This is a genomic window from Pseudomonas fluorescens (genome assembly GCF_902497875.1).
Taxonomy (GTDB): Bacteria; Pseudomonadota; Gammaproteobacteria; order Pseudomonadales; family Pseudomonadaceae; genus Aquipseudomonas; species Aquipseudomonas fluorescens_BR.
In genome coordinates this window covers 1-22,151 of the sequence record NZ_CABVHY010000026.1, presented here as the reverse complement: position 1 = coordinate 22,151, position 22,151 = coordinate 1, and the positions used below count along the sequence as shown (strand labels likewise).

The 22,151-nt window shown below is 60.9% G+C and carries 13 protein-coding genes; 12 read left to right on the top strand and 1 reads right to left on the bottom strand.

Annotated elements, in window-relative coordinates:
* The first annotated feature begins 140 nt into the window (after positions 1-140).
* The 5 genes from F8N85_RS23695 (at position 141) to F8N85_RS23675 (ending at position 4,281) form a co-directional block, all read left to right on the top strand.
* Entirely contained in the window at positions 141-1,265 is a 1,125-nt protein-coding gene (locus F8N85_RS23695) for an NAD(P)/FAD-dependent oxidoreductase (RefSeq protein ID WP_150805941.1), read from the top strand.
* On the top strand, positions 1,255-1,593 hold the full coding sequence (locus F8N85_RS23690) for a (2Fe-2S)-binding protein (protein ID WP_150805940.1): 339 nt from the start codon (positions 1,255-1,257) through the stop codon (positions 1,591-1,593). The genes F8N85_RS23695 and F8N85_RS23690 overlap by 11 nt, the downstream gene beginning before the upstream one ends.
* Positions 1,586-2,986 carry an FAD/NAD(P)-binding oxidoreductase gene (locus F8N85_RS23685; protein ID WP_150805939.1) on the top strand — a complete coding sequence of 467 codons (1,401 nt, stop codon included), beginning with the start codon at positions 1,586-1,588 and terminating at the stop codon, positions 2,984-2,986. Before F8N85_RS23690 ends, F8N85_RS23685 begins: the two co-directional genes overlap by 8 nt.
* Positions 2,983-3,336, top strand: coding sequence for a RidA family protein (locus tag F8N85_RS23680; protein WP_150805938.1), 354 nt, complete (start codon positions 2,983-2,985; stop codon positions 3,334-3,336). Before F8N85_RS23685 ends, F8N85_RS23680 begins: the two co-directional genes overlap by 4 nt.
* Positions 3,337-3,498: 162 nt before the next feature.
* Positions 3,499-4,281 (top strand): ABC transporter substrate-binding protein, encoded by a 783-nt coding sequence (locus F8N85_RS23675; protein WP_150805937.1) that lies wholly within the window; start codon positions 3,499-3,501, stop codon positions 4,279-4,281.
* Between the two features lie 24 nt (positions 4,282-4,305).
* On the opposite strand, the gene F8N85_RS23670 is transcribed toward F8N85_RS23675, so the two are convergent.
* Entirely contained in the window at positions 4,306-5,754 is a 1,449-nt protein-coding gene (locus tag F8N85_RS23670) for a sensor histidine kinase (RefSeq protein WP_150805936.1), read from the bottom strand.
* A gap of 760 nt (positions 5,755-6,514) precedes the next feature.
* On the opposite strand from F8N85_RS23670, the gene F8N85_RS23660 reads away from it, so the two are divergent.
* From F8N85_RS23660 to F8N85_RS23630, 7 genes are all read left to right on the top strand, one after another.
* Positions 6,515-6,730: a TOBE domain-containing protein gene (locus tag F8N85_RS23660; RefSeq protein ID WP_150805934.1), complete on the top strand. Its 216-nt coding sequence runs from the start codon at positions 6,515-6,517 to the stop codon at positions 6,728-6,730.
* A 413-nt stretch (positions 6,731-7,143) separates the two neighbouring features.
* Positions 7,144-8,109: a tripartite tricarboxylate transporter substrate binding protein gene (locus tag F8N85_RS23655; RefSeq protein WP_150805933.1), complete on the top strand. Its 966-nt coding sequence runs from the start codon at positions 7,144-7,146 to the stop codon at positions 8,107-8,109.
* A 1-nt stretch (position 8,110) separates the two neighbouring features.
* Positions 8,111-8,605, top strand: a complete 495-nt coding sequence (locus F8N85_RS23650) for a tripartite tricarboxylate transporter TctB family protein (RefSeq protein ID WP_150805932.1) — start codon at positions 8,111-8,113, stop codon at positions 8,603-8,605.
* Between the two features lie 23 nt (positions 8,606-8,628).
* Positions 8,629-10,137 (top strand): tripartite tricarboxylate transporter permease, encoded by a 1,509-nt coding sequence (locus tag F8N85_RS23645; protein WP_150805931.1) that lies wholly within the window; start codon positions 8,629-8,631, stop codon positions 10,135-10,137.
* 211 nt (positions 10,138-10,348) lie between these two features.
* The gene (locus F8N85_RS23640; protein ID WP_150805930.1) at positions 10,349-11,002 is read left to right on the top strand and encodes a peroxiredoxin; all 654 of its coding nucleotides are present in this window, start codon (positions 10,349-10,351) and stop codon (positions 11,000-11,002) included.
* 390 nt (positions 11,003-11,392) lie between these two features.
* Entirely contained in the window at positions 11,393-20,497 is a 9,105-nt protein-coding gene (locus F8N85_RS23635) for an ELWxxDGT repeat protein (protein WP_150805929.1), read from the top strand.
* Between the two features lie 529 nt (positions 20,498-21,026).
* Positions 21,027-22,151 (top strand): calcium-binding protein (locus F8N85_RS23630; protein ID WP_150805928.1); only part of this gene is annotated, 1,125 nt, incomplete at its 3' end.

Genomic DNA, 22,151 nt, shown 5'->3' with positions numbered 1-22,151 from the left:
CAAAAAGACATGGGCTTACCAAAATAAAGCATTTTTCAATGCGCTGTCAGCTCTCTAGGATCTTCTCTATCAAGATTCTCCAAGCTGGGTGCCTGCGCTGCAGGTGATTCTTCAGCGTTGAACGAGCGACAACGGGACTCATGCAAAAACCTGATGTGATTATCGTCGGCGGTGGTCTGGTGGGTATGTCCATCGCTTATGGACTGGCTTTGCTCGGGCGCCAGGTCAGCGTCCTGGATGAAGGTGACGACGCTTTTCGCGCCGCGCGCGGCAACTTCGGCCTGTTGTGGGTCCAGGGCAAGGGCTATGGGATGAGTCCATACGCGCAATGGACTCGCGAATCGGTGGCGCTGTGGCCACGGCTCGAAGCGTCGTTGCAGGCAGACACCGGGATTGACGTTCATCTGCGCCAGTCCGGCGGGTTCCAGCTGTGCCTGACTGACGATGAAATGGCCGAAGAAAGCCGCCGACTGCTTTGGCTGCGCGAAGCCTTGGCGGGCGATTACCCCTTCGAACTGCTGGACTCGGCACAATTGCGCGCCCGCTTGCCTGGCGTGGGGCCGAGCGTGGTCGGTGGCTGTTACTCGCCCATGGACGGGCACGTCAATCCGCTGAAATTGTTGCGGGCTCTGTATGCCGCTTGCCGGATGCGCGGAGTGAAGATCATCAACGGCCACCGGGTCAGCGTCATTGGCCAATTTGCCTCGGGCTTCGAGCTACAGGCCGGTGAGCAGCGCTGGTACGCCGGGCAGATTGTGCTGGCCGCAGGGCTTGGCAATCGCCAGCTGGGCGCGCAGCTGGGCATGGACGTGCCGGTGCATCCCAATCGGGGGCAAATCCTGGTCACTGAGCGACTCAAACCTTTTCTGCATTACCCCACCACTTACGTGCGACAGACCGATGAAGGCACGGTGCAATTGGGCGACTCCCATGAGTCTTTGGGTTTCGACGATGGCACCAGCAGCGCCGTGATGGCCGATATCGCCCGGCGTGCGGTGCAGTGCTTTCCGCAGTTGGACCAGGTGCGCCTGGTGCGGGCCTGGGGTGCGCTACGGGTGTTGAGTGCCGATGGTTTTCCGATCTATGAAGCATCGCAAGCCTGCCCCGGAGCCTTTGTGGTCAGTTGCCACAGCGGCGTGACCCTGGCGGCGATCCACGCCTTGCGCCTGGCACCGTGGATTGCCGGTGAATTCGACGATCCGGCTGTGCTGCCTTTCAGCCTGCAGCGCTTCAGTCAAAAGAAAGAGGTGTGCCATGCCGGCTGACAGCCTGTTTCGGGCCTTGGGCCCGGCGGATAAATCCGTATTGATCGAATTCGAAGGCGCGTTTTTGTCGGTTCCTGCTGGCATTTCCCTGGCCGCCGCATTACTGCTCAGTGGCGTCACTCACACCCGCGAAAGCGCGGTCAACGGCAGGCCCGGTGCGCCCTATTGCATGATGGGCGTGTGCTTCGAGTGTCTGGTCGAGGTGGATGGCCAAGCCAATTGCCAGGCCTGCCTGCTGCCGGTTCGAGCGGGTATGCGTGTGCGTCGCCAGCGCGGCGCCCGCGATGTGCGGGTCGGTGACCACGGCGAGGAGGGCGCTGATGAATAACCAGACGGTCGACCTGATCGTGATCGGCGCCGGCCCGGCGGGCATGAGCGCAGCCCTTGAAGCCACGCGACAGGGGCTTTCGGTGGTGGTGCTGGATGAACAGCCCGGCCCCGGCGGTCAGATCTATCGTAATGTCCTGCAGGCCGATCCGCGCAGCCGCAGCGTCTTGGGTGAAGACTATGAAGCAGGCGCCGGGCTCGCTGCGGCGTTCCTCCAGTGCGGGGCACGTTATCTGGCCAATGCGGCGATCTGGCAGGTCACGCCACAGCGTCAAGTGCATTACCTGATCGATGGCCGCGCTGAGGTCTTGCAAGGACGTCATGTGTTGATCGCCACCGGTGCGTTCGAACGACCGATGCCTATCCCGGGCTGGACCTTGCCCGGCGTCATGACCGCCGGAGCCGGGCAGATCCTGCTCAAAAGCGCCGCGCTGGTGCCGGGCGGGCCAGTGGTGCTGGCCGGCTGCGGTCCCTTGTTGTACCTGCTTGCGGTGCAATACCTGCGCGCCGGCATCACCCTCGAAGCCCTGGTGGACACCAGCGGGCGGGGCGATCTGGCACGTGCCTGGCGCAAAGTCCCCAGAGCACTGCGTGGCTGGCGCGAGCTGCTCAAGGGGTTGGGCTTGCTTGCCGAATTGAAGCGCGCCGGTATCAGGCATTTTCGTGATGCCCGGAATCTGCTGGTCGAGGGCCAGGCACAGGCCCACTCCCTGAGTTTCGACAGCAACGGTTGCCGCTGGAACATTCCCGCCACGCGGGTTTTGCTGCATCAAGGCGTGGTGCCCAACACCCAGATCAGTTGGTCGTTGCGCGCCGAACATGACTGGAACGAACAACAACTGTGCTGGATCACCCGCCGTAACCGCTGGGGCGAAACCAGCCTGCCAGGGATTTTTATCGCCGGTGACAGTGGTGCGATCGGCGGCGCCCAGGTGGCGCAGCTCGAAGGCCGCCTGGCAGCGCTGGCGGTTGTCGCAAAGCTTGGAAACATTGACGCGCAACAGTTGCAACAACTCGCCAAGCCTTACCGAAAAGCCCTGCGCCGCCAGCGTGCCGCACGGCCGCTGATCGATGCGCTGTACCGCCCGCAACAGCAAAACCGCATTCCGGCCAACGAGGTGATTGTCTGTCGTTGCGAAGAGGTCAGCGCCGGCGCGATTCGTCACTACGTCGAGCTTGGCTGTCTGGGGCCCAATCAGACCAAGGCGTTCGGCCGTTGCGGCATGGGGCCTTGTCAGGGCCGTCTGTGCGGTCTGAGCGTCACCGAAATCATTGCCGAACATCGTCAGGTACCGGCCGCGGAGGTCGGGTACTACCGCATACGGTCGCCGCTCAAACCCATCACCCTTGGCCAATTGGCCACCGAGAAACCCTTGACCCAGGAGCACTTATGAGCAGTATTCAACGCATCGAGAGCAATCCACGCCTGAGCCGCAGTGTCGTGCATAACGGCGTGGTCTGGCTCAGCGGCATCGTCGCCGCCGATTGCAGCCAGGACATCCGCGGCCAGACCCGACAGGTGCTGCAGCGGGTCGATGAGTTGTTGGAGGCATCTGGCAGTAACAAGAGCCGGCTGCTCAGCGTGCAGATCTGGATGAAAGACATGCGCGCCGATGTCGCCGGCATGAATGAAACCTGGAGTGCCTGGGCCGATGCCGGGCAAATGCCGGCACGGGCCACGGCCCAGGTGATGTTCGATGACCCGCAGATCCTGCTGGAGTTGATCGTGACCGCCGCGCTCTGACCCCATCCTGGGGTAACCGCTGCGCTCGATCAGGCCTTGCGTAGCGACGGAGCAGACGGCCGCCAGAGTCGCCGCTCCCGCTTGTTCACATTGCTGCTGCCATAACGGACGCCTTCCTTTGCGGAGCGCCCGAAATCAACAACATCGCATCCGGAGCTATGAATGAACGTAAAACGCGCTGTATTGAAAGTCGGCCTTGTCTCCTTGCTGGCGTTTGGCGCCAGCCTGCAGGCGGCAGAACAAACCCTGCGCCTGGGCATCGAGGCGGCCTACCCACCGTTCGCTTCGAAAACCCCGGACAACACCATCGTCGGATTCGACTACGACATCGGCCAGGCGCTGTGCGCCGAGATGAAAGTCCAGTGCCTGTGGCAGGAACAAGAGTTTGACGGGTTGATTCCCGCACTCAAGGTGAAGAAAGTCGATGCGGTGATTTCTTCGGTATCGATCACCCCCGAGCGTCTGAAATCGGTCGATTTCACTGATCGCTATTACCGTATTCCGGCGCGTCTGGTGTTCAAGAAAGGCAGCGGCATCAGCAACCTTCCAGCTCAGCTCAAAGGCAAGCGGATCGGTGTCCAGCGCGCGACCAACTTCGATCGCTACGTCACCGAGAAATTCGCCCCGGCCGGTGCCGAAGTGATCCGCTACGGTTCACAGAATGAAGTGTTCCTCGATCTTTTGGGCGGGCGACTGGATGCGACCATGGCCAGTTCGGTGGTGATCGATGAAAGCCTGTTGAAGCGGCCAGAAGGGCGTGAATTTGAATTCGTCGGCCCGAATTTCACCGAAGAGCAATTCTTCGGCACCGGTATCGGGATCGCGGTGCGCAAGGACGATCCGCTGGCAGGCCGTTTCAACCAGGCATTGGCGACGATTCGTGCCAATGGTACCTACGACAGGATTCGCCAGAAGTATTTCGATTTCGATATCTACGGCGAGTGATCAACCCGTGTTCTTTCGGCACGCCTATTGGGTGCCAAAGGAACTTTTGGCAACCACCAGCCTGATCGTCAGTCCCTCGCGCTTCCAGTCACGGGAAATCTCGCCGCCAAGCTGACCACGTACGGTCGCCTTGGCGAGCAGAGAGCCAAAACCAACACCATCGGGTACCTGGTCAATCACCGGCCCGTTTCTTTCGCTCCACTCAAGGGTAAACAGATCCCCGCTTTCGCTGCAGGAGATATCCAGAAAACCTTCGGACGAGGAGAGTGCGCCATATTTTGCAGCGTTTGTTGCGAACTCATGCAACAGCAGCGCGAAGCTCGTTACCGCACTACCGGCAATCGAGATGTCCGGGCCGGTAACGAATGCGCGGGATTGGCAGTTGTCGTCTCCACCTGCATAAGGCGCGACGATCGTTTGAATCAGCGTATGTAAGGTCGTTGGCTGCTCGCTGTTCAAACCATGGGCGATGGTCAGCGCGTGCGAGCGTGCCAATGCGTTCAGCCGCGCACAAACGGCGGAGGCGAGTTCCGCGGGCGTCGTGGCCGAACGGGCGCTCAGCGAGACAACGCTGTTAGCCAGCGCAAACAGATTTTTTACCCGGTGATCCATTTCTTTGATGAGCAGATTTTTCTGTTCTTCTGCCTGTCGGCGTTCAGTGATGTCGCGGGCGATCTTGGCCGCGCCGATGATCCGACCCTCGCGGTTTCTGATGGGTGAGATGGCCAGGGATATCTCGACAAGGCTGCCGTCCTTGCGGCGTCTGATGGTTTCATAATGCTCGATGCGCTCGCCTCGACGGATGCGTTCCAATATGCCTGGTTCTTCATCTTGTCGATCAGCGGGAATCAGCATGGCAACCGGTTTGCCGATGGCCTCTTCGGCCGTATAACCGAAGAGTCGCTGGGCTCCACTGTTCCAGTTGATAATCGTCCCGTTCAGGTCCTTGGCAACAATGGCATCGTCGGAGGATTCGACAATCGCATCATGTCGGCGCGCGGCTTCGTCGGCGATCTCCTGGTCGCTGAGATCGACCAGCATGTTAACGGCGCCGATGAGATTTCCAGTCGCATCGAAGATCGGCGAGGGGTACGCCCGAAAGCGAATACGCGTGCCATCCGGGCGCTCTGCAATGGCCTCAAGCCCTCTGACCGGGCGTCTTTCCTTTAACGCTATGGCCATTGGGCATTCGGCGTGGGGCAGGGGAGTGCCGTCAGGCCAATAGAGCTTCCAGGAACCGCAAAACTCGCTTTCCCCAAGTTTGGGAGTAACTCCCCATAGAGAAATCGCGGCGGTATTGAAAAAAGTGATCAGCCCCCTCGCGTCCGTGGTGTAAACGGCCTCGGGCAGGGCTTCAAGAATGTCATGCACGCCCATTTCTTGAGTGGCTGAGTACAAACCCGGGTCCTTGTTTGTGGGGCTATAGGTAGCCTCGCAAGCGGTGTCGGGTTCATCAATCGGCATGTGGCTCATTCCAGACTCCGTTACGTGGCGGCGCTCCTTGCTTGGGCTTCCCCAATTCACCTGATGCTGCAGGGGATAATGCGGTGGGAAGTCATAAAAAATGACAGTGCGCTTACAAGAGAATTCAACAGTATCGCATAGTGAATCGCGACCCTGGATCCGGTATGAATCAGCGCAGGTTTTTTTCGACGCGCACGGACGACCGGGCAGGCCAGTAGCGACGCGACAAATTTAATGTAGACCAACTTATGGCGGATTGGATTTCTACTGAAAGAATTTTTTCGAATGAGCCGCTTATGCCAGCAACTCCATCAATGCCAGCTGCAAGGTAAATAGGGGGAGCCTATAGAACTCGGAAAAAATCGTACGCCAAGGCTTCCGACCTTTCTGACAGGTAGTCGAGAAACGTCCTATTTACTCTCCAGACCCTTGAGTTAATTCTCTGGGCGGGCGCTTTGCTCGATTCCAGTGCGCTCGTGAGTCTGTGCGCTTCAGCAACTGTCCCTGTAAAGCCACACTTATCCCCTGGCGACCACCCCAAGCTAAAGACGGCCCTTGGCATTTCCAGCCGTAGCCTGGTGCACTACTGGAATTTCACGCTTACCGACATCAGGGCGCGTGCCCGGCACCACTGGCTGTGATGGCTCTCATATTCTTTTAAGGAATAAACAAATCATTATTTATTCCTTTTGTTGGTGGCTCATAACGTGCACTTTGAAGACCTGCACATCGGTGCGGATCTGCTCAACAACAGCCAGGAAGCCTCATCATGACCATCAAAGCGATCAATGTTCGGAACCAGTTCAAGGGCATCGTCAAGGAAATACTGGAAGGTGCAGTGGTCTCTGAAATCGAGGTGCAAACCGCTTCCGGAATCGTTACCTCGGTGATTACCACCCGTTCAGTGCGCGATCTTGACTTGAAGGTAGGCAGTGAGGTCATCGCTTTCGTCAAGTCCACCGAGGTCTCGATCGCCAAGCTGTGAAACGAGCGGGCTTGAACCGCCGTATGACGAACGCCTGCGCATCCATGGTGGCGCAGTGCGGGTCCAGCTGATCCATAAGGCCGCACCTGTCAATGACAGGTGCGGCCTTATCTTGATAACTGACCTCAAGTTAGCTATGCATTTTTATGAATTTATTGATTTTTATCAATTGATTAATTACCGTTTTTTCACCTGAGATCACCCTGGACATCGAGCAAAACCTGTTGATTGGCGGATTCGTTGGTAAGGCTGTACCGGTGAGGTTTCACAAGCGCGGGCAGGCTAGTTGAAAGGACGTCAACAAACATAACTATGACCTACGCTTACCCCCAGACGCATGTTCATGAACAGGGGATCTTCCCTGATCGCAACTCATCCGGCGCCCACAGAACACTGCTATCGGGAGACAACTCATGTCCGCCTTGTTCCGTCGATTCAGCAGCTTGATTGCAACTGCGGTTACCGCAGCCGCCCTTGCAACCCCGGTCTTTGCATTGGACACCGTCAAGTTCATGGCCCCTGGCTCGGTCGGTGGTGGTTATGACCAGACTGCAAGGGTGTTGGGCAAGGCCTTGATCGAGGCCAAGGTGGCCAAATCCGTCACCTTCGAGAACAAGGGTGGCGCGGGCGGAACGCTGGGGCTGGCGCAATTTGCCAACAGCACCAAGGGCGACCCGAATGCGCTGCTCGTCGTCGGCGCGATCATGGTCGCTGCCATAGAACAGAACAAGCCGCAAATCACCTTGAAGGACGTGACACCGATCGCCCGGCTTTTTACCGAATACAACGTGCTGGCCGTCCGTGAGGAGTCCCCGTACAAAACCCTGGACGACTTGTTGAAAGACTTCAAGACCAACCCGTCCAGTATCAAATGGGGCGGTGGCTCCAAGGGTTCGATCGACCACATTGGCATCGCTGAATTGGCAGGCAAGATGGATGTCCCCGTCAACAAGGTGAATTACGTTGCCTACGCCGGCGGGGGCGAAGTGGTTGCGGCGACGCTCGGAGGTCACATCACGGTGATCACGGGCGGCTACGCCGAGCTGGCTAAATACGTCCAGTCCAAGCAGTTCCGTTTACTCGCCATCGGTGCCCCGGACCGCGTGGAAGGCATCGACGCACCGACCCTCAAAGAGAAAGGCTACGACGTGACGATCGGCAATTGGCGCGGCGTTTACGGCGCCGCGAACCTCACGCCCGAGCAGCGCAAAGAAGTCACCGACGCGGTCCTGGCCGCCACCAACAGCAAAGTCTGGCAAGACAATGTCAAAACCAATGCCTGGTCACCGAGCATTCTGACCGGAGATGAGTTCGGCAAATTCGTCGAAGAAGAGCACGTACGGTTGCGCGCAATGCTGGTCAAGGTCGGGCTGCTTTGAGATGGCCCGGCTTCGCAGAGTAGTGCCGGCCCAGCTGGCGATCGGCGCAGGTCTGATTGCCATCAGCTTGATCCTGGCAATCGGCGCTTTCCGGTTTCCTCCCGAGATGGGCTTCGTCATCCTCGGTGCCCATGTCTACCCCTACGCGGTCGCGGCGTTCCTCGGAGTTGTCGGCCTGTTGCTGAGCTATCAAGCGCTCACCGGTGGTTTTCGCGAGCTGGCAGAGCACAGCGACGAGACGGCCAACGCGTTGCCTGGCGGCAAGCTCGGCGCGGCCTGGGTGACCGCGGGCCTGGTGGGGGTGGCCTTGTTGATCAACCTCATCGGCTTCGTGTTGGCGGCCGCGCTGTTGTTTGCCTGTTCGGCACGGGGTTTTGGTAGCCGTCGTCCGCTGCGGGACCTGGCGATCGGCATTGCCTTGACCCTGCCGATTTACTGGCTGTTTAACGCCGGACTGGGGGTTTCCCTGCCGCCCCTGATCAACGCCTGGCTCTGACCCGGGCCGAAGGAGATAACAAGGTGGACATTCTCTCAAGCCTGGCGATGGGTTTTTCCGCTGCTCTGACGCCGATCAATTTGATGTGGGGGTTTATCGGCTGTTTGCTCGGCACCGCGATCGGTGTGCTGCCGGGCATCGGGCCGGCGCTGACGGTGGCGTTGCTGCTGCCGATTACCGCCAAGGTCGATCCCACCGGGGCCCTGATCATGTTCGCCGGGATCTATTACGGCGCCCAGTTCGGCGGCTCCACCACCTCCATCCTGCTCAATACCCCCGGGGAATCGTCCTCCATGGTCACGGCCCTGGAAGGCAATCTCATGGCCCGCAATGGTCGAGCAGGACCGGCCCTGGCAACGGCCGCCATAGGCTCATTTTTCGCCGGAACCATCGCGACGATTTTGCTGACCCTGTTCGCCCCCCTTGTTGCCACACTGGCGCTCAAATTTGGTCCCGCGGAGTATTTTGCGATTCTGGTGCTGTCCTTCACCACGGTGTCGGCGGTGCTTGGCGCTTCGATGCTGCGCGGCTTCGCCTCGCTGGGAATTGGATTGACCATCGGCCTGATCGGCCTGGACTCGACCTCAGGCATTGCCCGCTACACCTTGGGGGTTCCCGAGTTGGTCGATGGCATCGAGGTGGTGCTGGTGGCGGTCGGGTTGTTTGCGGTGGGGGAGGCCTTGTACAGCCTGCTGTATCAAAAAGAAGAAGCGGCCGACCGGCACCGCTTGACCTCGTTGTGGATGACCCGCGCCGACTGGAAACGCTCGATTCCCGCCTGGTTACGGGGAACGCTGATCGGTTTTCCCTTTGGCTCCATTCCGGCCGGTGGCGCGGAAATTCCAACGTTCCTGTCCTATTCGACCGAACGCAAACTGAGTAAATACCCGCAAGAGTTTGCGGCCAGCAAAGGCAAGGGCGCCATCGAAGGGGTGGCCGGCCCCGAAGCCGCCAACAACGCGAGCGCGACCGGGTCTTTGGTGCCGCTGCTGACCCTCGGCATCCCGACCTCCGCCACTGCGGCGATTCTGTTGGCGGCGTTCCAGAACTACAACCTGCAGCCGGGTCCGCTGCTGTTTCAGACCTCGGGAGAGCTGGTCTGGACCCTGGTCGCTTCGCTGTACATCGGCAACGTCATCCTGCTGGTGTTGAATCTGCCGTTGGTGGGCCTTTGGGTCAAGCTGTTGCAGATCCCCCGGCCGTACCTGAATGCCGGCATTCTGGTGTTTGCCACCATCGGCGTATACGGCATGCGCCACTCTTCCTTCGACCTGCTGCTGATGCTGGCGATCGGCTGGGGCGGGGTATTGATGCGGCGCTTCGACTTTCCCGTCGCCCCGGTAATCGTCGGCATGCTGCTCGGCCCGATGGCCGAAAAACAATTGCGCAACGCCTTGTCCATCAGCCAGGGCGACTGGCTGGTGTTTGTAACGCAACCGATTGCGGCCTCGGTCCTGGCGCTGACACTGCTGGTGCTGGTGATCCCGCACCTGCTTCACGCCCGCGGCATCCGCTTGCACGAGGACGATTGAGCTTAAGGATTTCCAGATGAACATCGCACCTGTGGCGAGCGAGCTTGCTCGCGCTGAGCCGCGCAGGAGCCCTGAAATCCGCAAGCCGGCACCCTTTGGCATGTCTCCTATACTGATTCGCGCCGACAGCTCAGCGCAGATCCTAGAACGCTGTCGCAGCAGCAGTCAGCGTGCTGACCGTTTCCCTCCCAGTCCCTGCAGGAGATCGAACATGGCAATCCGCATAGGCGACGAAGCACCGGATTTCACCGCAGATAGCACTGAAGGCCCGCTGCACTTCCACGAGTGGATGGGTGACAAATGGGCCATCCTGTTTTCGCATCCGAAAGATTTCACCCCTGTCTGTACCACCGAACTCGGTTACATGGCCGGACTCAAGCCGGAGTTCGACAAACGCAATACCAAGATCGTCGGGCTCAGCATCGACCCGGTCAGCGACCACCAGGCTTGGGTCGGCGACATCAAGGAAACCCAGGGTCATGCGGTCAACTATCCGATGATCGGTGACGAGAATCTGGTGGTGGCGAAGCTCTACGACATGATTCACCCGAATGCCGGTGGTGGCTCGCGTACTGCGGTGGACAACGCTACGGTGCGCTCGGTGTTCATCGTCGGCCCGGACAAAAAGGTCAAGGCGATGTTGATCTACCCGATGAGCGCCGGGCGCAACTTCGACGAAGTGTTGCGCCTACTCGATTCGCTGCAATTGAATGCGAAACACACGGTCGCCACCCCGGTTAACTGGCGGCCGGGCGAGGACGTCATCATTCCCACTTCGGTGTCCGACGAAGACGCCAGGAAAAAATACCCGCAAGGCTTCAAGACCTTGAAGCCCTACCTGCGCACTGTGGCGCAGCCGAAGTAACCTCCGCCTGCAAGAGCCCAGTCAGCATTGGAGAAAGGAGTGTTGATTGGGCTCACCCACCAGGTTGGCTCAGGCTCAGCACCGTCGCACCCGTCTGCTCGCAGGCGGGTTGATGGTGAGTGGTGTTTCCATGCCGCTGGCAAGTGGCGTGGCAGGGCTTCTTTAGCAAACCCATGGATCAGCGATGACGTTTATGCCGGGGCCGCGTTTTCTGCGGCCGCGCTCATTCTGCTACTGGTTCGCCGAGCCTGATCCCGCCCGGCAACGGGCGTTGGATCCGAGTATCAGACGAAAGGTTGCGTGGTCATTCAAACGGATGAAGGCCATTCAATTGCCACGGTCTACAGTCCTAGAGTCGGATAAAACATCGTACTCATAAGGGGTTAGGTCATGGCCACGATCAACGGCAACGAAAGCGCCAATACTCTGACGGGGGGCGCCGCGGCCGACACCCTCAATGGTCTGGGCGGTAACGACACCCTCTACGGCAATGGGGGTGACGATACCCTGGACGGCGGCACCGGCAATGACCGGCTGCTGGGTGGAACCGGCAACGATACCTACCGCTTCGGCCAGGGCTATGGCTTCGATGTGATCGACAACGCCGGCAGCGCCAGCACCGACATTGACACCCTGCAGTTGACCAACCTCAACGCCAACCAGATTCGCTTGACCCGCATCGGCAACGACCTGGTGCTCTCCGTGCTGGCCACTGGCGAGACCCTCACCGTCAGCCTGTGCTTTCTCGACGCGGCCCATGCGATCGACCGCATCCAGTTCGCCGACGGCAGCGTGTGGGGGGTGACCGAGGCACTGGCCAATCTCTATTACCCGCCGGTGGTACCAACCAACGGCGCCGACGTGATCAACGGCAATCCCGGCGATGACAGTCTTCTGGGCCTGGGAGGCAACGACACGCTGTATGGCAACGGCGGCAATGACTTCCTCGACGGCGGCAGTGGCAACGACCGCATGGAAGGCGGTCTGGGTAATGACACGTTTGTGGTGGATGCCGCCGGCGATGGGGTGGTGGAGGGCAGCAACGCCGGGGATGATCTGGTCCAGGCCAGCATCAGCTACACCTTGGGCACTAACCTCGAGCGCCTGACCCTGACCGGCAGCGGCAACCTCAATGGCACCGGCAACGGGGCGGCCAACACCCTGATCGGCAATGCCGGAAACAACCTGCTTGACGGCGGTGCCGGCAACGACCTGCTCCAGGGCGGCGACGGCAATGACACGCTGCTCGGCGGTATCGGCAATGACACCCTGAACGGCGATGCCGGCAATGACCTGCTCGATGGGGGTGCCAGCAGCGACAGCATGACGGGTGGCAGCGGCGACGATATCTACGTCTTCGATAATCTCGGTGACACCCTGATCGAACTGGCAGGGGGCGGCAACGATACCGTCCGTACTTCGCTGAACTACACCCTTGGCGCCAACCTGGAAAATATCGAACTCAGCGGCAGCGCCAATCTCAATGGCACCGGCAATGCCCTGGCCAACAGCCTGACCGGCAACACCGGAATCAATCGCCTCGATGGGGGTGCCGGCGATGACCTGCTCGCCGGCCTCCGCGGCAGCGACACTTACCTGTATGGCACTAACTACGGCAATGACGTGATCGACAACAGCGGCGGCGTCAGCGCCGACATCGATACCGTGCAACTGGTGGGGCTCAACAGCAACCACGTGCGCTTCGTGCAAAGCGGCAACGACCTGCAGATGGTAGTGCTCGCGACCTCCCAGACCCTGACCCTGAAAAATTTTTATCTGGGCCTCGATTACGAGATCGACCGGGTGCGCTTCGACAACAACGTGACCTGGAACGCTGCCGCCCTCAAGGCCGCGGCGACCAGCCCGGTCAACGTCGCGCCGACCTCCACCAACGACACCCGGACCACCCTGGAAGACACGCTGGTCATCCTCGGCAGCGCCGACTTCGGCACCTACAGCGACCCGGAAAACACCCCGTTGGCCGCGGTGAAAATCACCAGCCTGCCAGTGCTCGGCAGCCTGCAGTACCACAACGGCAGCGCCTGGATCGCGGTGGTTCAGGACCAGGTCATCAGCAAGGCCGACCTCGACGCCGGCAAACTGCAATTCGTCCCGGCGCTCAATGGCAATGGCAGCGACTACGCCAGCATCGGCTTCAAGGTCAGCGACGGCACGGCCTTCGCGGTCAACCCCAATACCCTCAACATCAATGTCACCGCGGTCAACGATGGGCCGACTGTCAGCGGACCGGTCAACTTGCCCAACGGCACGGAAGACAGCACCTATTCGATCACCGCCGCCCAGCTGCTGGCCAACGCCAGCGACGTGGATGCCGGCACTACCCTGAGCGTGCAGAGCGTCAGCGTTGGCGCAGGCCTCGGTTCCTTGACCAATAATGGCAACGGTACTTGGTCCTTCACCCCGGCGAGCAACCTCAATGGGCCAGTGACCTTTGCCGTGGTTGTGAGCGATGGCAGCGTTCCGGTCAGTACCACGGCGCAGCTGAGCCTGGCTGCGGTGAATGATGCGCCGACCGTGGCCACGGCACTGCTCGGGCAAAACGCCAGCCAAGACTCGCTCTTCAGCTACACCGTGCCGCTCGCCACCTTCGCCGATGTGGATGCTGGCGATACCCTCGGCTACAGCGCCAGCCTGGCCAACGGCGACCCATTGCCGAGCTGGTTGAGCTTCGACCCGGTCAATCGCAGCTTCAGCGGCACGCCGGGGAATGCCGATGTGGGCAGTCTGAGTTTGAGAGTGACGGCGACCGATGCCAGCAATGCCACCGCGAACAGCAGCTTCACCCTGACCATCGGCAACACCAACGATGCGCCGATCGTCAGTGCCCCTAGCGCCTTGCCTTCGGGCACGGAAGACACGGCCTACGGCATTACCGCCGCGCAGTTGTTGGCCAACGCCAGCGATCCGGACGGCGATACCTTGTCCGTCGCCAACCTCAGCGCCAACCACGGCACGTTGCTCGATAACGGCGACGGCAGCTGGACCTTTACGCCGGATGCCAACTACAACGGCGCGGTTGCGCTGAACTATCAGGTGATCGATGGCCATGGCGGTTCGGCCGCTGCTACCCAGGGCTTCAGCCTGGTAGCGGTGAATGATGCTCCGAGCGTGGCCACGGCACTCGTCGCGCAAAATGCCAGCCAAGACTCGCCCTTCAGCTACACCGTGCCGCTCGCGACCTTCGCCGATGTCGATGCCGGCGATACCCTCGGCTACAGCGCCAGCCTGGCCAACGGAGACCCGCTGCCGGGCTGGCTGAGCTTCGACCCGGTCAACCGCAGCTTCAGCGGCACGCCGGGGAATGGCGATGTGGGCAACCTGAGCCTGAGAGTGACTGCCACCGATGGCAGCAATGCGACGGCGAGTAGCAGTTTCAACCTGACCGTCGGCAACACCAACGATGCGCCCATCGTCAGCGCCCCAAGCGCCTTGCCTTCGGGCACGGAAGACACGGCCTATGGCATTACCGCCGCGCAGTTGTTGGCCAACGCCAGCGATCCGGACGGCGATACCTTGTCCGTCGCCAACCTCAGCGCCAACCACGGCACGTTGCTCGATAACGGCGACGGCAGCTGGACCTTTACGCCGGATGCCAACTACAACGGCGCGGTTGCGCTGAACTATCAGGTGATCGATGGCCATGGCGGTTCGGCCGCTGCTACCCAGGGCTTCAGCCTGGTAGCGGTGAATGATGCTCCGAGCGTGGCCACGGCACTCGTCGCGCAAAATGCCAGCCAAGACTCGCCCTTCAGCTACACCGTGCCGCTCGCCACCTTCGCCGATGTCGATGCCGGCGATACCCTCGGCTACAGCGCCAGCCTGGCCAACGGAGACCCATTGCCGAGCTGGCTGAGCTTCGATCCGGTCAATCGCAGCTTCGGTGGTACGCCGGGCAATGGCGATGTGGGCAGTCTGAGCCTGAAAGTCACGGCCACCGATGGCAGCAATGCCACGGCCAGCAGCAGTTTTACCCTGACCGTCGGCAACACCAACGATGCGCCGATCGTCAGCGCCCCGAGCGCGTTGCCTTCGGGCACGGAAGACACAGCCTATGGCATTACCGCTGCGCAGTTGCTGGCCAACGCCAGCGATCCGGACGGTGACACCTTGTCCGTCGCCAACCTCAGCACCAACCACGGCACATTGGTCGATAACGGCGACGGCAGCTGGACCTTTACGCCGGATGCGAACTACAACGGCGCGGTTGCGCTCAACTACCAGGTCATCGATGGCCACGGCGGTTCGGTTGTCGCTACCCAGGGCTTTAGCCTGGTGGCGGTGAATGATGCACCGAACGTGGCGACGGCACTGCTCGCGCAGAACGCCAGCGAAGACTCGCCCTTCAGCTACACAGTGCCGCTCGCCACCTTCGCCGATGTGGATGTCGGCGATAGCCTCGGCTACAGCGCCAGCCTGGCCAATGGCGACCCATTGCCGAGCTGGCTGAGCTTCGATTCGGTCAACCGCAGTTTCAGTGGTACGCCGGGCAATGCCGATGTCGGCAGCCTGAGCCTGAGAGTCACGGCGACCGATGCCAGTAATGCCACCGCCAGCAGCAGTTTCAATCTGAGCATCGGCAACACCAACGATGCGCCGATCGTCAGCGCCCCGAGCGCGTTACCTTCGGGCACGGAAGACACGGCCTATGGCATTACCGCTGCGCAGTTGCTGGCCAACGCCAGTGATCTGGACGGTGACACCTTGGCCGTCGCCAACCTCAGCGCCAACCATGGGGCGTTGCTCGATAACGGCGACGGCAGCTGGACCTTTACGCCGGATGCGAACTACAACGGCGCGGTTGCGCTCAACTACCAGGTCATCGATGGCCACGGCGGTTCGGTCGCCGCTACGCAAGGCTTCAACCTGGCGCCGGTCAACGATGCGCCGCAGGCCATCCCCGACACCCTGGTCGCCATTGAGGGCACGCCAGTGACCTACACGGCGGCGCAGTTGCTGGGCAACGACACGGATGTCGAAAATGCCAGCCTGGTGATCGCCTCGGTCACCAGCGGCACCGGTGGTACGGCCGTGCTCAACGCTGACGGTAGCGTCAGCTTCACGCCCAATGCCAACTTCAACGGCGCGGCCAGCTTCAGCTACGTGGCCAGCGACGGTGGTGTCAGCAGCAACAGCGCAAGCGTGACGGTCAACGTCGCGGCCACGCGGAGCGTCAAGCTGTTCGCCACCGACGATGGCGCCCACGGCCAGGAACTCTGGATCACCGATGGCACGGCCGCCGGCACCACGCTGCTCAAGGACATCAATCCGGGTGCGAGTGGTTCGAGTCCCACCCTGTTCACCACATTGGGCAATGGCAAGGTCCTGTTCCGAGCGAGTGACGGCACCAACGGTGAGGAACTGTGGATTACTGACGGCACGACGGCGGGCACGGTACTGCTCAAGGACATTTTTGTGGGGGCGAACAGTTCGAACCTCGCGAAATTGCCCACCCTGGGCAACGGCCAGGTGTTGTTCAGCGCGTTGGATGCCGCCAACGGCCAGGAACTCTGGGTCACCGACGGTACGGCTGCCGGCACCATGCTGCTCAAGGACATCAACCCAGGTGTCGGCGGTTCGAGCCTCGGACTGTTGACCACCCTGGGCAACGGCCAGGTGTTGCTCACCGCGTTCGATGCCGCCAACGGCCAGGAACTCTGGATCACCGATGGCACGGCCGCCGGCACCACGCTGCTCAAGGACATCAACCCAGGTGTCGGCGGTACGATCCTCGGACTCTTGACCACCCTGGGCAACGGCAAGGTTCTGTTCAGTTCGTTCGATGCCAATGGCCAGAAACTCTGGATCACCGATGGCACGGTCGCCGGCACCTCACAGCTCAAGGACATCTTTGTGGGAACGGGCAGCCTATTGACCACTTTGAGCAATGGTCAGGTCCTGTTCAGCGCGAGCGATGCCACTAATGGCTCGGAACTCTGGGTGACTGATGGCACGGCCGCCGGCACCACGCTGCTCAAGGACATCAGACCGGGTGTGAGCGGTTCGTTCCCCGCTGTGTTCGCCACCCTGGGCAACGGCAAGGTCCTGTTCCGCGCGCAGGATATTAATGGCCAGGAGCTTTGGGTGACCGATGGCACGACCACGGGCACCTTGCTGCTCAAGGACATCAGTCCGGGCGCGGGCAGTTCGAGTCCCGCCCTCTTGACCACTTTGAGCAATGGCCAAGTCCTGTTCAGTGCGAACGATGGCAGCAACGGCCAGGAACTCTGGCTGACCGATGGCACGGCTGCCGGCACCTCACTGCTCAAGGACATCAGTCCGGGTGCGGGCAGTTCGAGTCCCGCGCTGTTGGCCACTTTGAGCAATGGCCAGGTCCTGTTCAGCGCGAGCGATGCCAGCAACGGCAGAGAACTTTGGATCACCGATGGTACGACCAGCGGCACCACGCTGCTCAAGAATATTTATGTCAATACGGGCAATTCAGGGCCTACAGGCGCCCAGCACTTGTCCGATGGACGGATTCTGTTTTGGGCCGTAGATGCCACGCATGGCGCAGAACCCTGGGTAACCGACGGGACGCCAGCGGGCACCATGCTGCTGAAGGATATTGCGAGTGCCAGCACGCAGAGTTCAGCCCCGATCGCCCTCATCAACTTGAGCAACGGCCAGATTCTGTTCTTCGCGCTAGACGCCACCAATGGCCAGGAACTCTGGGTGACCGATGGCACGACCGCCGGCACCTCACTGCTCAAGGATATCTTTGTGGGATCGGGCAGTTCATCCCCCAGCCCAATGACCACCCTGGGCAACGGCAAGGTCCTGTTCCGCGCGCAGGATATTAATGGCCAGGAGCTTTGGGTGACCGATGGCACGACCACGGGCACCTTGCTGCTCAAGGACATCAGTCCGGGCGCGGGCAGTTCGAGTCCCGCCCTCTTGACCACTTTGAGCAATGGCCAAGTCCTGTTCAGTGCGAACGATGGCAGCAACGGCCAGGAACTCTGGCTGACCGATGGCACGGCTGCCGGCACCTCACTGCTCAAGGACATCAGTCCGGGTGCGGGCAGTTCGAGTCCCGCGCTGTTGGCCACTTTGAGCAATGGCCAGGTCCTGTTCAGCGCGAGCGATGCCAGCAACGGCAGAGAACTTTGGATCACCGATGGTACGACCAGCGGCACCACGCTGCTCAAGAATATTTATGTCAATACGGGCAATTCAGGGCCTACAGGCGCCCAGCACTTGTCCGATGGACGGATTCTGTTTTGGGCCGTAGATGCCACGCATGGCGCAGAACCCTGGGTAACCGACGGGACGCCAGCGGGCACCATGCTGCTGAAGGATATTGCGAGTGCCAGCACGCAGAGTTCAGCCCCGATCGCCCTCATCAACTTGAGCAACGGCCAGATTCTGTTCTTCGCGCTAGACGCCACCAATGGCCAGGAACTCTGGGTGACCGATGGCACGACCGCCGGCACCTCACTGGTCAAGGACATCTTTGTGGGAGCGGGCAGTTCGTCCCCCAGCCTGTTGACCACCCTGGGCAATGGTAAGGTACTGTTCAGTGCGGTCGACGCCAGCAACGGCCGGGAACTCTGGGTCACCGACGGCACGACCGCCGGTACTAGCCTGCTCAAGGACATCTTTGTGGGAACGGGCAGTTCGGGCTCCAGCCTGTTGACCACCCTGGGTAATGGCAAGGTCCTGTTCAGTGCGCTCAGTGCCACTAACGGCCAGGAGCTCTGGGTGACCGATGGCACGGCCGCCGGCACCACGCTGCTCAAGGACATCAATCCGGGTACGGACGGTTCGTTTCCGGCTCTGTTCACCACCCTGGGCAACGGCAAGGTCCTGTTCATTGCGCTCAGTGCCCCTAACGATCTGGAACTCTGGGTGACCGATGGCACGGCCGTCGGTACCACGCTGCTCAAGGACATCAATCCGGGTCCGAACGGTGCTTCGAACCCCGCCCTGTGGACCACCCTGAGCAACGGCAAGGTCTTGTTCAGCGCGTTCGATGGCACGAATGGCCGGGAACTCTGGGTGACCGATGGTACGACCGCCGGTACCACCCTGGTCAAAAACATCTCTGTGGGTTCAAGCAATTCGAATCCCAGCCTGTTGTCCACGCTGGGCAGTGGCAAGGTCTTGTTCGTCGCCACGGACGGAACCAACGGTTTTGAGCTCTGGGTGACCGATGGCACGACCGCCGGCACCTCACTGCTCAAGGATATCTTTGTGGGATCGGGCAGTTCATCCCCCAGCCCAATGACCACCCTGGGCAACGGCAAGGTCCTGTTCCGCGCGCAAGATGCCACCAACGGTCAGGAACTGTGGGTCACCGATGGCACGACGGCGGGCACGGTACTGCTCAAGGACATCAATCCGGGTGCGAGCAGTTCGCAGCCGGTCAATCATTTGGTGACCAGCCTGGGCAGCGGTCAGGTCCTGTTCACTGCGCTCAACGCCAGCAACGGCGAGGAGCTCTGGATCACCGATGGCACGGCCGCCGGCACCTCGCTGCTCAAGGACATCTTTGTGGGGCCGAGCGGTTCGTCCCCCAGCCCATTGACCACTCTGAGCAACGGCCAGTTCCTGTTCAGTGCGGTCGACGCCAGCAACGGCCGGGAACTCTGGGTCACCGACGGCACGACCGCCGGTACCACGCTGCTCATGGACATCCATCCGGGTCCGAACGGTTCTTCGACCCCCAGCCTGTTGACCACTCTGAGCAACGGCCAGGTCCTGTTCACTGCGTTCGAGTCCGTCAACGGCCAGGAACTCTGGGTGACCGACGGCACGGCCGCCGGCACCATGCTGCTCAAGGACATCAATCCGGGTTCTGGAGGTTCGAGCCCAGCCCTGGTAGCGACCCTGAGCAGCGGCCAAGTCTTGCTCCGAGCCTCTGACATCGCCAACGGTTCTGAACTCTGGATCACCGACGGCACGACCGCCGGCACCATGCTGGTCAAAGACATCAACGACGCCACCCTCTCATCGCAAGTGGCAACGGTGATGTTCGATCTGCGCATCGTCATCGATGCGCCTACCAGCGCGTCGGTGGCGCGGACCGCCGACATTCTGAATGGCAACGCGCAGGCCAATACGCTCAACGGCGGTGACGGCGACGACACGCTGAACGGTTTGGCCGGCAATGACGACATCGACGGGCGTAGTGGCAACGACATACTGAGCGGTGGCGTGGGCGACGACATCTTCCGCTTCTCCACCGCGCCTGGGGCCGACAATATCGACTCCGTTACCGACTTCACGCAGGGCGCCGACATGCTGGCGCTCAACAGCGGGCTGTTCAACCTGCAGGGCCAGACCGTCGCCGAGATGCTGGCCAATGTCAACGGCACTCAAAACGAGGTGGCCGGAGCGCATCTGGTGTTCAACCAGAATGATCACACGCTCTATTACGATGCCGACGGCGCAGCCAATGGTAACGCCATCGCGGTGGTGACCCTGACTGGTGTGGCGACCCTGACGGCGAGTGATGTGCAGCTGTACGTCTAAGGTGCCGGGGCATGGGTATCTGCACATCTCGAAAGGCTAGAACTCCCGTAGCAGCTGTCGAGTAGAACGAGGCAGCGTCCGAGGACGGAGTCCTCGTAAAAGCTGTGCTCGCGGTTTATCTGACACACCGAGGTGCAGGGTCTTACGGCTGCTTTGCAGCCGGACGCTGCCTCGTTCTACTCGACAGCTGCTACACCCCTCCAGGCATCAAAAAATGTAGATACCTAGGGTGCCGGGGGCAGGACAAACCCGTCCTCAACCCCCGATCAGCCGGGTAAAGAGGTCGATCATTTGTGCCTGGCGGGTCAACCTCTGGGCCGGAAAACCGCCGGCCGAAGTGTCGAAAGTGTCAATGACTGGTTGAGTCTTCGGCAGCTCCAGCCAGGACTTCCTGCGCCCCTGATCCCGTGTTGGATCCGAGTATTAGACGAAAGGTTGCGTGGTCATTCAAACGGATGAAGGCCATTCAATTGCCACGGTCTACAGTCCTAGAGTCGGATAAAACATCGTACTCATAAGGGGTTAGGTCATGGCCACGATCAACGGTAACGAAAGCGCCAATACTCTGACGGGTGGCGCTACGGCCGATACCCTCAATGGTCTGGGCGGTAATGACACCCTCTACGGCAATGGGGGTGACGATACCCTGGACGGCGGCACTGGCAATGACCGGCTGCTGGGTGGAACCGGCAACGATACCTACCGCTTCGGCCAGGGCTATGGCAATGATGTGATCGACAACGCCGGCAGTGCCAGCACCGACATTGACACCCTGCGGCTGACCAACCTCAACGCCAACCAGATCCGCTTGACCCGCATCGGCAACGACCTGGTGCTCTCCGTGCTGGCCACTGGCGAGACCCTCACCGTCAGCCTGTGCTTTCTCGACGCGGCCCATGCGATCGACCGCATCCAGTTCGCCGACGGCAGCGTGTGGGGTGTCACCGAGGCACTGGCCAATCTCTATTACCCGCCGGTGGTACCAACCAACGGCGCCGACGTGATCAACGGCAATCCCGGCGATGACAGTCTTCTGGGCCTGGGAGGCAATGACACGCTGTATGGCAACGGCGGCAATGACTTCCTCGACGGCGGCAGCGGCAACGACCGCATGGAAGGCGGTCTGGGCAATGACACGTTTGTGGTGGATGCCGCCGGCGATGGGGTGGTGGAGGGCAGCAACGCCGGGGATGATCTGGTCCAGGCCAGCATCAGCTACACCTTGGGCACTAACCTCGAGCGCCTGACCCTGACCGGCAGCGGCAACCTCAATGGCACCGGCAACGGGGCGGCCAACACCCTGATCGGCAATGCCGGAAACAACCTGCTTGACGGCGGTGCCGGCAACGACCTGCTCCAGGGCGGCGACGGCAATGACACGCTGCTCGGCGGCATCGGCAATGACACCCTGAACGGCGATGCCGGCAATGACCTGCTCGATGGGGGTGCCAGTAGCGACAGCATGACGGGTGGCAGCGGCGACGATATCTATGTCTTCGATAATCTCGGTGACACCCTGATCGAACTGGCAGGGGGCGGCAACGATACTGTCCGTACTTCGCTGAACTACACCCTTGGCGCCAACCTGGAAAATATCGAACTCAGCGGCAGTGCCAATCTCAACGGCACCGGCAATGCCCTGGCCAACAGCCTG